Source organism: Brevundimonas sp. UBA5713 (assembly GCF_002419815.1).
GTDB lineage: Bacteria > Pseudomonadota > Alphaproteobacteria > Caulobacterales > Caulobacteraceae > Brevundimonas.
Map to the genome: position 1 here is coordinate 39,733 of NZ_DIGV01000007.1, position 12,759 is coordinate 52,491.

Annotated in this window: 13 protein-coding genes; 4 read left to right on the top strand and 9 right to left on the bottom strand. The window is 61.5% G+C overall.

Annotated elements, in window-relative coordinates; genetic code table 11:
* Position 1: 1 nt before the first annotated feature.
* From B3B04_RS00960 to B3B04_RS00975, 4 genes are all read right to left on the bottom strand, one after another.
* Positions 2–1,417: a type II and III secretion system protein family protein gene (locus B3B04_RS00960; protein ID WP_292038877.1), complete on the bottom strand. Its 1,416-nt coding sequence runs from the start codon at positions 1,415–1,417 to the stop codon at positions 2–4.
* An 11-nt stretch (positions 1,418–1,428) separates the two neighbouring features.
* Entirely contained in the window at positions 1,429–2,403 is a 975-nt protein-coding gene (cpaB, locus tag B3B04_RS00965; RefSeq protein WP_292038878.1) for a Flp pilus assembly protein CpaB, read from the bottom strand.
* A 120-nt stretch (positions 2,404–2,523) separates the two neighbouring features.
* On the bottom strand, positions 2,524–3,039 hold the full coding sequence (locus B3B04_RS00970; protein WP_292038881.1) for an A24 family peptidase: 516 nt from the start codon (positions 3,037–3,039) through the stop codon (positions 2,524–2,526).
* Positions 3,040–3,135: 96 nt separating this feature from the next.
* On the bottom strand, positions 3,136–3,318 hold the full coding sequence (locus tag B3B04_RS00975) for a Flp family type IVb pilin (protein ID WP_292038883.1): 183 nt from the start codon (positions 3,316–3,318) through the stop codon (positions 3,136–3,138).
* A 304-nt stretch (positions 3,319–3,622) separates the two neighbouring features.
* Between B3B04_RS00975 and B3B04_RS00980 the strand changes: the two genes are divergently transcribed.
* Entirely contained in the window at positions 3,623–4,132 is a 510-nt protein-coding gene (locus tag B3B04_RS00980; protein ID WP_292038885.1) for a TadE/TadG family type IV pilus assembly protein, read from the top strand.
* Complete coding sequence (locus B3B04_RS00985) at positions 4,132–4,692, top strand: TadE/TadG family type IV pilus assembly protein (protein WP_292038886.1); 561 nt, start codon at positions 4,132–4,134, stop codon at positions 4,690–4,692. The genes B3B04_RS00980 and B3B04_RS00985 overlap by 1 nt, the downstream gene beginning before the upstream one ends.
* On the opposite strand, the gene B3B04_RS00990 is transcribed toward B3B04_RS00985, so the two are convergent.
* From B3B04_RS00990 to B3B04_RS01010, 5 genes are all read right to left on the bottom strand, one after another.
* Positions 4,673–5,995, bottom strand: a complete 1,323-nt coding sequence (locus tag B3B04_RS00990; RefSeq protein ID WP_292038888.1) for an anthranilate synthase component I family protein — start codon at positions 5,993–5,995, stop codon at positions 4,673–4,675. The genes B3B04_RS00985 and B3B04_RS00990 overlap by 20 nt on opposite strands.
* Entirely contained in the window at positions 5,992–6,768 is a 777-nt protein-coding gene (locus B3B04_RS00995; RefSeq protein ID WP_292038889.1) for a tyrosine-protein phosphatase, read from the bottom strand. The genes B3B04_RS00990 and B3B04_RS00995 overlap by 4 nt, the downstream gene beginning before the upstream one ends.
* 37 nt (positions 6,769–6,805) lie before the next feature.
* Complete coding sequence (locus tag B3B04_RS01000) at positions 6,806–7,126, bottom strand: winged helix-turn-helix domain-containing protein (RefSeq protein ID WP_292038891.1); 321 nt, start codon at positions 7,124–7,126, stop codon at positions 6,806–6,808.
* Positions 7,127–7,128: 2 nt separating this feature from the next.
* Entirely contained in the window at positions 7,129–7,755 is a 627-nt protein-coding gene (locus tag B3B04_RS01005) for a hypothetical protein (RefSeq protein WP_292038893.1), read from the bottom strand.
* Positions 7,756–7,895: 140 nt separating this feature from the next.
* Positions 7,896–9,341, bottom strand: a complete 1,446-nt coding sequence (locus B3B04_RS01010) for an AMP nucleosidase (protein WP_292038895.1) — start codon at positions 9,339–9,341, stop codon at positions 7,896–7,898.
* Positions 9,342–9,564: 223 nt separating this feature from the next.
* Between B3B04_RS01010 and B3B04_RS01015 the strand changes: the two genes are divergently transcribed.
* Both B3B04_RS01015 and ngg read left to right on the top strand, forming a co-directional pair.
* A complete protein-coding gene (locus tag B3B04_RS01015; RefSeq protein ID WP_292038897.1) occupies positions 9,565–11,340 on the top strand; it encodes an N-acetylglutaminylglutamine amidotransferase in 1,776 nt (591 codons plus the stop codon).
* On the top strand, positions 11,330–12,759 hold a 1,430-nt coding region (ngg, locus tag B3B04_RS01020), incomplete at its 3' end, for an N-acetylglutaminylglutamine synthetase (RefSeq protein ID WP_292038899.1). The genes B3B04_RS01015 and ngg, both read left to right, overlap by 11 nt.

Genomic DNA, 12,759 nt, shown 5'->3' on the forward strand with positions numbered 1-12,759 from the left:
GTCACTCGATCACATAGCCAACCGGGCCGTTCCAGCCACGCCCGACCGAAGTCGAAGCGGGCGAGCCGTACACCTGATTGAGCTGGCCAAAGAAGATGGATTGGGCGTCCGTGGCAACCTGCAACCCGTCAGCGGGGGTTTGCATGCGCGACGGCGAGGTCGGGTTCACGATATAGGGCTCAACGATGACCACCAGTTCGGTTTCGCCCATCAGATAGTCACGCGAACGGAACAACTGGCCCAACACCGGCAGGTTGGTCATGCCCGGCAGGGAGTCGATGGCCTGACGCGTGGTTTCCTGCAGCAGGCCCGCAATCATCATCGCGCCGCCCGACGGGATTTCCACGGTCGTGTCGCTGCGACGTACAGTCAGGCCCGGCAGGGTGATGGCCGAAGGCGTACCCGCCCCGATGGTCAGGCCCGAGCCGGGGTTCAGTTCGGAGACCTCGACCTTGACCTGAAGATTGATGCGGCCTTCGGACAGGACCACCGGACGGAAGGACAGACCCACACCATAGGGTTTGTACTCAACGGTGATCTGGCCGTTCTGGTCACGGTTGGCCGGAACGGGGAACTCGCCGCCGGCAAGGAAGCTGGCGGCCTCGCCGTTGACGGACGTCAGGTTCGGCTCGGCCAAGGTGCGGGCCAGACCCACGCGCTCGAACGCCCCGATATCGATACGGCCCGAGGTCAGGTCGCTGCCCACATCGGTCAGGCGCTGCCACGAGCCGGACAGGCCGCCTTGCAGGCCCGAGTTGACCGCATAGCTGACGCCGCTGCTGAGATTGAGCGGATGGCGGCCATTTCCGTTGATCAGCGCCTGGGTGTTGAAACCCAGCTGTTTGATGGCATTGCGCTGAACCTCGACCACGCGGACCTTCAGCGTCACCTGATCGGAACCCTCGACCGAGATCATGTTCACGACCTTGGAAGGGTCCGACGCATGGGCGCGGGCCAGTTGGGCCGCGCGCTCAACCTCACCGAGGTTGGCTGCGGTGCCGCTCAGGACAATGTTGTCGTTTACCGCTTCTGCGCGGATGGCCGAACCGGGGATCATACGCGACAGGTTATCCTGTAGCGCCGCCACACCGGCATCGACGCGGATCTTCAGGGTCATAATGACCCGCCCCGTCGCACCGACGAACACCGCATCGGTCTCGCCCGGTGCCAGCCCGACGACGGTGATGCGGCGATGGGTGTGCAGCATGGCATTGGCCACCGCCGGATTGGTTACGACAATGTCGCGCACATCGGCGGGCAGGTTGACCGCAAAGGAGGAGCCGCGCGGAAGATTGATATGGCGCACATCAGAGCCAACCGACACGGTAGACTGACCGCTGGCCAGAGCCTGCGCAGGCAGCGCCATGCTCCCTGCCGACAGTGTGGCCGCGATGGCCAGAGAAAGAAGTGGCTTCATCTGAAAACGTCTCATGGCAGGACCACCAGTTCAGGCGTGGCTTCACCGCGGAACACGCGCACGGTGCGGCCGTCATCAGGCGCACTGCCTGCTGTCGAAGACGCGCGGCGAGGGGCCATGTCGCCACGGCGGACCGCCCCAGGGATCAGGCCGCGCGGTCCCGCTGCATCGGCATAGGAGCGAAGCAGAAGCGTCAGATTACCTTCCGCACGGGCAAGGGCGAGGGTTTCTGCGTCACGCGCATTGACCTCTAGCGTCGCCGTGGCCCCTACGACCGTCATTTCTTCGGTGGGAGGTTGGGCACTTTGGTCGATGGCCAAAATCTTCAGATTCTGCATCACCGTGGTGGAGACGTTGCGCTTGATCGTGTTTTCGGGATTAGCGGGATTGGGGACCTCGACTTCACGGGTCAGCACCACATCCACGCGGTCACCCGGCAGGATGAAGCCGCCGGCGGCGGTATCCACCGAGACCGGAATGGACATGGCCTTCATACCCGGATCGAGAAAGGCGGCGAGATAGCCACTTTCGCCCGGACGAACGATCTTGCGCAGAACAATAGGCTCTCCGGCAAGGATGCTTTCGCGCACTACCGAACCCACAAAGCCATCCGCTGCCGTCGGCCCGTTGATGGACGCGACAGCCTCCATGGCGCGAGTGGCCGCATTGCCTTCTTTTTCATCAGCCTTGGTCGCAGCTGCCTCGGTCGAAGCCGCAGCGGTCGGGATCGGCACGGAACCGTCGGTGATGAAGGCCGGATTCACGTCGGCCAGCGGCCAATCCTTCCAGACCATGTCAGACGCGACGAGACGGCGTCCGGGCTGCAGATCCACCGCAGCGACAAGTATCTTGGCCGTGGGTGCCGCTTCTACGACAGCCTCGGTTCTATCCTGTTGAGACGGCGTGCCCATCGAGCGGACCACTAGGGCCAGGCCGATGGCCGCTATCGCAGCAACGACGATGACAGCAATCTTAGCGGGCTTCATCAGATGTCTCCGACCAGACGAAGTCCGCTTCTCAGGCTTCGCCTTAAATAATAAGGCCAAGCTGACATGAGGACATTAACACGACCCTAAGCGTGCCATATGCCCGCTCGCAAAACGTAATTACGCCATCGATGAGCTAGTCACGACCAACGCCGTTTGCGGATAAACGAGCACGGCAGCGACTGCGATAGCGATGCCGTAGGGAATGTCACCCTTGGGCTCCAGCAGGCGTTGCATCCACTGCGGACCCACCACGACGGGCATCAACGGCATCCATTTGCGGGCCAGCAAAAGCAACAGGGACAGCGCGCCACCGGCCAATGCCGTATAGAGAAGAAAGGGGAGCAGGCCGCTCAACCCTACCCACATGGCCGACCCGGCCAACAGCTTGGCATCACCGCCTCCCAGAATCCGGAAAGCGAACAGGGCGATGCCCAGGACCAAGGCGATGAAGCCTATGCCGACCGACCAGCCTATATCCGCCATGGGCAGGCCGACGATGAAGGCCACCGGCACATAGCTGATGGCCAGAACGATCGAGATCCAGTTCGGGATAGTCATCGAGCGGGCATCGTAAACGGCGGCCAAGATCGCCATGGCCGGAAACAGCAAGCAGAGCAGTGAAGCGAGTGTCATAGGCCAAGCTTGGCCGATAACAGATTAAGGCCGCGTATAAGAAAAAAGCCAAGGGCCAGAGCCCTTGGCTTTTGTCCTTTCGGCTCAGGCAGAAGCTTAGCCTTCAGCCGGCGTCTTTTCCAGACCTTCACTGACTTCCGTGAAAGCATCTTTCAGCTTGCCGCCTACGGTGCCGACAATGGCGATGATGGCCACAGCAATCAGAGCAGCGATCAGGCCGTATTCAATGGCCGTCGCACCGGATTCGTCTTTAACAAAGCGGTTCAGAAGGTTACGCATGTGATGTCCTCATCATGTTAGCGAGCAATTGCAGGTCTCTGCAGGGCCACACGGTTCTGCCCGCTTGACCCCCTGTGCAGCTTCACTATTCGCGGCGAACCTTAATTGCGGGTAAAATTTGGGCATGAAGACTGCTGAAATCGTGGTTATCAGCCTGTTTACTATAAGTTTTTCGACTAAAGGCTAAGGTTTTGGACTTCATAAGGGTTTGTTGAGGGTCATCTGTGATCCTGCAACCGCATAGCTTATAGGGCAGCCTGACAGCCCGTCCGGCGAGGGGTGTAAGACTATGAAATGTCGACCATTGATCAGGCGCAGTCGCGAGGGGGCCGCCGCTGTCGAGTTTGCGCTCGTCGCTCTGCCCTTCTTCGTGCTGATCTTTGCGATACTCGAGATTGCTGTGGTTCTCACCGTCAGTGCGCTGTTAGAGTCCGCCACGTTGAACAGCGGCCGTCTGGTGCGTACCGGTCAGGTATCCCAGACCATGACACAGGCGGAGTTCAAGGCCGAAATCTGCGAGAGGATGCTGGTATTCCGCTCGCAATGTATGGGCCGCCTGTTTCTTGATGTGCGTCCGGTCAACACCTTCAGCAATCCCCTCGTGCCCGATCCCATTGGCAAGGACGGACAGGGCAAGACAGTATTTGACGAAGAACAGACGGCGTTTCAGCCGGGCCAGCCGCGAGATCTGATGGTGGTGCGTGTCTGGTATCGCCAGCCCACAATGACCCCGTTTCTCAACCAAGCCATGTCGCGTGTGAGCGGAGACACCCTTCTTCACGCCACCTCGGCCTTCCGAAACGAGCCTTACTGATGATCCGGTTGCGCTCTCTGACTGGCTTTGGACGTGATGATCGTGGCGCAGCGGCGGTCGAGTTTGCTTTGCTATTACCGATCATTCTGGTGATCTATCTGTGCGTGGTCGAGTTCACCCAGGCCTTTATGGTGCAGCGGCGCGTCGCGCACGCGACGTCGCAAGTGGCCGATATTACCGCCCAATCCGGTCAGGTGACCAAGGCCACGCTCAACAGCTATTTTGATATTGCCCAGCTGATCATGTCTCCGTTCGGGGCCGCGCCCATGCAGTCGAAGCTGACCAGTGTGACCCGCATGGACGACAAGAATATTATCCGTTGGAGCCACGCACGCGGCCTGTCGCCCGATACGGTCGGCGACGAGATTGTCCTGCCCGAAGGCCTACTGGAAAAGGACGGCGATACGCTGATCATGTCACAGAGCATTTATGCCTATGACTCGCCTTACGACGTCGCCATTCCGGGCTTTCCCGATTACCTGTCAGGACTGACAACCTTTAGCCGCCAGTTCTACCTGCGTCCGCGCGACGTGGTGGAAGTCAGCTGTCTGGATTGCTGATCGCCATTCTAAGCGCCGAGAATTTGGCTTCTGTTTCGGCGGCTTCCTCCTGAGGATCGCTGTCAGCCGTGATGCCCGCACCCGCCAGCGCCTGCCATGACCACACTTCGCCGCTCTTCTGAAAGCTGGCTGTGCGGATCAGGACAGAGGCGACCAGATCACCCTCGCTTTGAAGATGCGCCCCGAACAGGCTACCGCACCAGACACCGCGGGGAGGCTCCAGTGCTGCAATACGCTTCATCGCCTGATGTTTTGGCGCGCCAGTGATGGAGCCAGGCGGATATGTCGCTGTGAGAACATCAGCCAGATCAACGTCGCCTCGAAGTTTGGCCGACACCGTCGAGGTCAGATGATAGACCGTAGGATGGGCCTCGAGGGCGCACAGGGCCTCGACCGTGACCGACCCCGGCTGTGACACCCGCGCCAGATCGTTTCGCATCAAGTCCACGATCATAAGATTCTCGGCCTGGTCCTTGGTGCTGTTCTCCAGTTCGCGCGCCAAAAGCGCGTCGGACTGGACATCGGTACCTCTGGGGCGGGTCCCCTTGATAGGACGCGTCTCTATCCGTCCCTTGGCCGCATCCACGTTTAGAAACAGTTCGGGGGAGTTTGACACAATCGCCCTGTCCCCCCAGCGGGCAAATGCGCCGTAGGCAGCTCCGCGCCCGTGTGACAAGCGCAAGAAGACATCGAACGGATGCCTCTCGGGGGCGAGATAGCCTGACCAACCGCGCGCAATATTGGCCTGAAACAGCTCTCCCTCGCCGATCTTCTTCACCACCTCTGCCACAGCGTGCGCATAGTCGGCCGGTGACAGGGTTTCGGTAAGACTGGCTGCCGGTGCTGAAGGATATTGGGGCGCTCGCGCAGACGCCAGCCAGCCTCGCGCCCTCGCGGCCTGAGCGCGTGCCTCCGGTTCTGTCCGGCCTACGCCAAGCGCCACGAGCGAGCGATCGTGATGATCGAAGACGAGCAAGGCCGGATAGTGGGCAAGGATCAGGTCGGGCCAGATGGCGTATCGAAGACCGGTCGCCTCCCTCGCTCCCGCATCATAACTGACCAAGCCGATGGTCGGCACGCCCTGCCACGCCTTCTCTTTCAGGTGCGCGAACAGGTCATCGCTCAGGGGCCAGACTTGGACCCTGTCGGGGTCGCAGCCGATATAGGACCACCTCCCGCCGTGAGCCTTGACGTCTCCCGCTCCGGCTAACAGCCCCGCAACGCCGTCATACGTCGACAGACCGCACAGCACCGACAGGGGATCGACCCAGTCGCAAGGCTGCATGATCCGACACAAACTCATGCGAGGAGCCGTTTTCGGACACGCGCGATGTCATTGGCTTCCAGACCGAGAGTTTGGCGGAAATAAACGTCCAGACTGCCGCTCTCCTTGGCAATGGTCCGCCATGCCTGATCCAGAAAACCGGCCTCGACCCCCAGAAAGGCAACCACAGCCTCCGGTGCCACAGGCTTACCCGTCACCTTCTCCAGACGCTGGGTCATCTGGTCGATCCGCCCTGTGAGATTGATCGCGTCATTTGTGGCCAGATAGTCGGCCATCACATCATCCTCATGCACCCCAAGAAGGCGGTGCGTCAGGGCGGCGAGCAGGCCGGTGCGATCCTTACCTGCCGCACAGTGGATCAGCACAGGCCCCTGCCCCTCTGCCAAGGCCGCGAAATAAGCGCGAAACAGGGTGATATGGTTCGGCTCATATGGCATGCGGGCATAGGCACCGCCCATATAGGTACGGGCCGAGTCTGCTGTCAGAGGTTGGGTTTGCAGGAACTGGATATGCGGGGCCTCGCCATCGCCACCGAGATCGCTTTCGATGGCGCGGCCCGACCAATCCTGCGGGCGGCGGGACGGCTGGGCCAAGCGTTCGCTGCGCCGGCGTAGGTCCACAATCGTGGCAATGCCCAGCGCCGACATCTGATCCAGATCCTGATCGGTGGCTCGCGCATGCAGGCCGCTGCGGAACAGCTTTCCACGGGCAATGGGCCCTTCGGCAGAGTGATACCCCCCGAAGTCACGGAAATTCTCTATGCGCTCAAACGGCAGAAGGCGGTCGTTCATGACCACCTTCCTTAAACCGATTGCAGCGTTCTTCCAGCTACCGCAGCGCCACCAACGCAGAAATCTGGTCCAGATAGGCGATAAAAGCCTCTCGTCCTTTGGGTGTCAGTTGAGCCCGCGTCAGGGGCTTTCGCCCCGCGAAGGTCTTTTCCACCTGCACAAAGCCTGCATCTTCCAGCTTGCGCAGGTGGACGGAGAGGTTTCCATCTGTAGTCTGCAGCTTGGCCTTGATCTCGGCAAAGTCCGCCGCTTCGACGCTGGATAGATAGGCCATGATGCCCAACCGGATACGGCCGTGGATCACTTCGTCAATATTACCGACGTCGAACCCGGCTTTCGGGTCTTGGGACGGGGCCATGGTTACGCACCCGTCTGTTTTGCCAGCCTCATCAGATGTAGGCCCGGGATCAGGGCCACCGCCATCAGCAAGGCCAGATAGATGGCGTAGGTCCAGACGGTAAAAGCAAAATAGCCCAGCCCGGCGGCTCCAACAAAGCACACCAGCCCCGTCAGCAGCATCCAGCCTCGCTTGGCAATCTGACCCGAGATCACCCACGCGGCACCATAGGCCACCATCACAAATGAAGGCATCAAAGCCATCGACGACCAGTTCTGGGTGCCCAAGGCAAAGGCCATCAGGACCAGCCACGTCCCGAAGATCGAATAGCCACAGGCCGACCACGTCGCGCCCATAACAATATTATCGCGTGACTGGCTGCCGATTTGACCGTGAATGCGCCGGATCAGCACATACAGCAGGCCTGCAAAGCCCAGCCCTGCCACAACCCACAGGGCGAGGATGCCCCACCCGTGCAGGGGCACTATGTCCAAGGCCACGCCGAACTGGATCAAGGTCGCTGCGCCAAACCACAGCGCCGCCGCCACGAGAACAGGTCCCATCAGCAAGGGTGCCGCGCGTCCCTCTTCGGCCAGCGCCTTCAGATAGGCGATGTCATCACGCACGTTATCGATCGAATGTTCGGTCAAGGCGTCGTCCTCCGTTGATCAACGTTATGCACAGTGTACTTTATATTGTAAAGTACTTTTTCAGTAGTAGTCGATCAGCAAAAAGGCCGCCCCTTTCGGAGCGGCCTTTCGCAGTCTGATATCGAAGCTAACGGCCCGGCTTAACGGAAAGGCGGCTCGTCGAAGGCACGCAGCTTGCGAGAGTGCATGGCCTCACCTTCGGCGCGCAGCAGGTCCACAGCCTGGATACCGATCTGGAGGTGCTCGGAGATAGCCCCTTCATAGAAACGGTTGGCCTGACCCGGCAGCTTGATCTCGCCGTGCAGCGGCTTGTCCGAGACGCACAGCAAGGTGCCGTACGGGACGCGGAAGCGATAGCCTTGGGCCGCGATGGTCGCGCTTTCCATGTCGATGGCGACGGCGCGGCTCTGGTTGAAACGCAGGGCCGACTTGGAATAGCGCAGCTCCCAGTTACGGTCATCGGTCGTAACGACCGTGCCCGTACGCAGGCGCTTCTTCACCTCTTCGCCCGGCGCGCCCGAGACCTGTTTGGTCGCGTCATAAAGCGCACGCTGGACCTCGGCGATGGACGGGATGGGGATGTCCGGCGGCAGCACCGCATCCAGCACATGATCGTCGCGCAGATAGGCGTGGGCCAGCACATAGTCACCGATGGTCTGACTGCCGCGCAGGCCGCCGCAGTGACCGATCATCATCCACACGTGCGGACGCATGACCGCAAGGTGGTCGCAGATGGTCTTGGCGTTCGACGGGCCGACACCGATGTTGACCAGCGTAATGCCCTGACCGTCAGGACGGGTCAGGTGGTACGCTGGCATCTGATGCTTGCGCCATGCCGAGTCCATGACGGCGGCCTCGGCATTGTCGGTGTCTTTGGTGATCACTACGCCGCCCGAGCAGGTCAGGGTGTCATACGGGCTGTCCGGCTTTTTCAGTTCCGCCGCCGCCCAGCGGACGAACTCGTCCACATAGCGGTTGTAGTTGGTGAACAGGATGAAGCTCTGAACCGCCTCGACCGGCGTGCCGGTGTAGTGGCGCAGGCGCGCCAGCGAGAAATCGGTGCGCAGGCCGTCGAACTGCGACAGCGGAAAGTCTTCGCCCGGATTGAACAGGCCGTCCGAGATCTCGTCACCGATGTGGGCGAGATCCGTGGTCGGGAACCAGCGCGCGATAGAAGCGGTCATGGAGCTGTCCAGCGCCACGCCCGAACCATCCAGCACATAGGGGAAGGGGATTTCCTGATCCGAGGGTTCAACCTCGAACTCTGCACCATATTCATCGGCCAGCAGGGTCAGCTGTTCCAGCAGATAGTTGCGGAACAGGTCCGGACGCGTGATCGTGGTGGCATAGATACCCGGACGCGACAGGCGTCCAAACGCACGGGTTTCCAGATTCTGGGGTTTGTCGCCGAACCAGCTGATCTTCAGACGGGGATAGGCGAACAGGCCGTGTGCGCGGGCTTCGGCATCGGCGCGTGCGCCGGTTTCGATGAAAACCTTCACCGCATCGCGAAGGTTGGTCACGGACTGATTGTAGAGGGTTTCGAGGCGGTCGATTACCGCCTGGGGGGTCATCTTATCTTTCATGACTTCCCCTAGCGGAAATCCGCGCCAAAAGCGAGTGCGGCTTAGGTCAAAGCACGCAACATCTTGTTTCCGGCGAAATATTTTTCACCGCATCTAGAGCCCACAGCGTGGCGGTTTGCGCCGGTTCCACTGCTGCGGACTGGACACAAAGCGTCGCAGTGGGTGAACCCTTTGGGTACCGAACCATTGAATTGGGCTGCTTCCATAATGTTCAGGAGGGCCCATGTGCGGTCTTAGCGGCGAGATTAATTTCGACGGACGACCTGCCGACGCCGGTGCGGTGCAAAAAATGACGGATGCCCTGACCCCGCGCGGGCCGGACGGTTCGGGCATAGTCCTGCGCGGCCCGTTGGGTCTGGGTCACCGCCGCCTGAAGATCATCGACCTGTCGGAAAAAGCCCAGCAGCCCATGGTGGACGCCGATCTGGGCATTACGCTCGCCTTCAACGGCTGCATCTACAACTATCCCGAACTGCGTCAGGAACTGCAGGGGATGGGGTTCAACTTCTTCTCCACCGGCGACACCGAAGTCATCATCAAGGCGTGGAAAGCTTGGGGCCCCGCCTGCGTCGAGCGCTTCAAGGGCATGTTCGCCTTTGTGCTGTACGAGCGCGACAGCGGCCGCACCGTGGTGGCGCGCGACCGTTTCGGCATCAAGCCTCTGTATATGGCGCAAAAGGGCAAGCGCATGCGCTTTGCCTCGACCCTGCCCGCCCTGCTGGCGGCGGGCGATGTGGATACCAGCATCGATCCGGTGGGCCTGCACCACTATATGACCTTCCACGCCGTGGTGCCGCCGCCGCACACCATTCTGAAGGGCGTTCAGAAATTCCCCGCCGCGACCTTGCGCGTCTATGAGGCCGACGGGGCCTATAAGGATCACCAATACTGGCAGGTCGACATGACCCGCCACGAGGAAGACGCCAACCTCAGCGCCGAGGACTGGCGCGACCGCGTGCTGGACAGCCTGCGTACCGCCGTCAAACGCCGCATGGTCGCCGATGTGCCCGTGGGCGTGCTGCTGTCAGGGGGTGTGGATTCCAGCCTGATCGTCGGCCTACTGGCCGAACTGGGCCAGAAAGACCTGATGACCTTCTCGGTCGGCTTTGAAGAGGCCAATGGCGAGAAGGGCGACGAGTTCGTCTATTCGGACCTGATCGCCAAACACTATGGCACCAAACACCACCAGATTTTTGTGCCGCACCAGCGCCTGATGGAGGCCCTGCCCGGCACCATCGGAGCCATGTCCGAGCCGATGGTCAGCTATGACAACGTCGGCTTCTACCTGCTGTCACAGGAGGTCTCGAAACACATCAAGGTGGTGCAGTCGGGCCAAGGGGCCGATGAGGTATTTGCCGGTTACCACTGGTACCCGCCGATGCTGGACACCACCGATCCCGTCGACACCTATGCCAAGGCCTTTTTCGACCGCAGCCACGAGACACTCAAGACCCAGCTGAACGGCGCCTATATGGCCGACACCGATGTCAGCCGCGCACTGGTCGAAGCGCATTTTGCGCAAGGAGGCGCGGCCACGCCGGTCGATCAGGCCCTGCGTTTGGACAGTCAGGTCATGCTGGTGGACGATCCGGTCAAGCGCGTCGACAACATGACCATGGCGTGGGGTCTGGAGGCCCGCGTGCCCTTCCTCGATCACGATCTGGTCGAGCTGGCAGGCCGCATCCCGCCCGAGCATAAGCTGGCCCAAGGCGGCAAGGGTGTGCTGAAGGAAGCGGCCCGTCTGGTCATCCCGTCAGAGGTGATCGACCGCAAGAAGGGCTATTTCCCCGTACCGGCCCTGAAATACATTCAGGGGCCGTATCTCGACATGGTGCGCGAGACCCTGACCAATCAGGCCGCCCGCGAGCGCGGTCTTTTCAATCCCGACTATCTGGACCGCCTGTTCGACGATCCGACCGGCCACATCACCCCCTTGCGCGGCTCCGAGCTATGGCAGGTGGCCGTTCTGGAAATGTGGATGCAGCAACATGGCCTCTGACACCCGAGCAGAGCACGCCAAGGCACACCGGCTGAAAAGGCTGCGCCACGAGGGGCTGAAACCGCCGGTGCAGGCCGGCGACGGCCCTGTGCCCAATGCCGTGGTGGACTGTGGCTGGGGCCGGTTACTGTTCGCACAGACGTTTCGGACCAGCACGCCGCTGGTCGAGGCGTTGAGAGCCGAAGGACCGGACCGGCGCGACATCGCCTTCTATGTGCGCAACCCACATGTGCTGCTGGCCTCGGCACCGCAGGAACTGTTTCTGGACCCGTCGCACACCTATCGGCTGGACCTGTCCACCTATAAGGCCGGACGCCGCCAGCCGCGCGGCTTTGTCGTGCGTCGCCTGACCAATGAGGCCGACACCCAGGCCATCAATGACATCTATGCCAAGCGCAAGATGGTGCCGGTGGACCCCATCTTTCTGTGGGACCACCGCGACGATCGTACCCTGACCTATTTCGTGGCCGAGGATTCCGTGACCGGAGCGGTGATCGGCACGGTGACAGGGGTGAACCACCACCGCGCCTTTGATGATCCGGAATGCGGGTCGTCACTGTGGTGTCTGGCCGTCGATCCGCAGGCGACCCAGCCGGGCATTGGCGAGGCGCTGGTGCGGCGTCTGGCCGAGCATTTCGCCACGCAGGGCCTGAGCTATATGGACCTGTCGGTGATGCACGATAACCGGCAGGCCATCGCCCTTTATGAAAAGCTGGGCTTTCGACGCCTGCCCTTCTTTGGCGTGAAGCGCAAAAACCCGATCAACGAGGCCCTGTTCGTCGGCCCCACCGATGCGCACGACCTCAATCCCTATGCCCGTATTATCGTCGACGAGGCCCGCCGTCGGGGCATTCATGCGGACATCATAGACGCCGAGGGCGGCCTGTTCCGGCTGACGTGGGGCGGCCGCTCGATCCGCTGCCGCGAGAGCCTGTCGGAGCTGACGTCTGCTGTCGCGCTCAGCATCTGTGACGACAAGCGCATGACCCGCCGGATCGTCGAGGCTGCCGGAGTGCGCGTGCCCGCCCGCATCGATGCCGAAGACGAAGACGCCATTGCCTCCGCTCTGCAAACCTATGGCCAGTTGGTCGTCAAACCCGCGCGCGGCGAACAGGGCAAGGGCGTGGCTGTTGGCCTGCGCTCGATGGATGCCATTCGCGCAGCCATTGAAACCGCCCGCGCCATCTGTGCCGAGGTGCTGATCGAAGAACAGGTGGAGGGCGAAGACCTGAGGCTGGTCGTCATCGACTACAAGGTTGTGGCCGCTGCCGTGCGCCGCCCGCCGCAGGTCATCGGCGATGGTCGTTCCACCGTGCGCAGCCTGATCGAATACCAAAGCCGTCGCCGCGCCGCGGCCACCGGCGGTGAGTCCACCATTCCCATTGATGCCGAGACAGAGCGCACCGTCTCCGAGGCGGG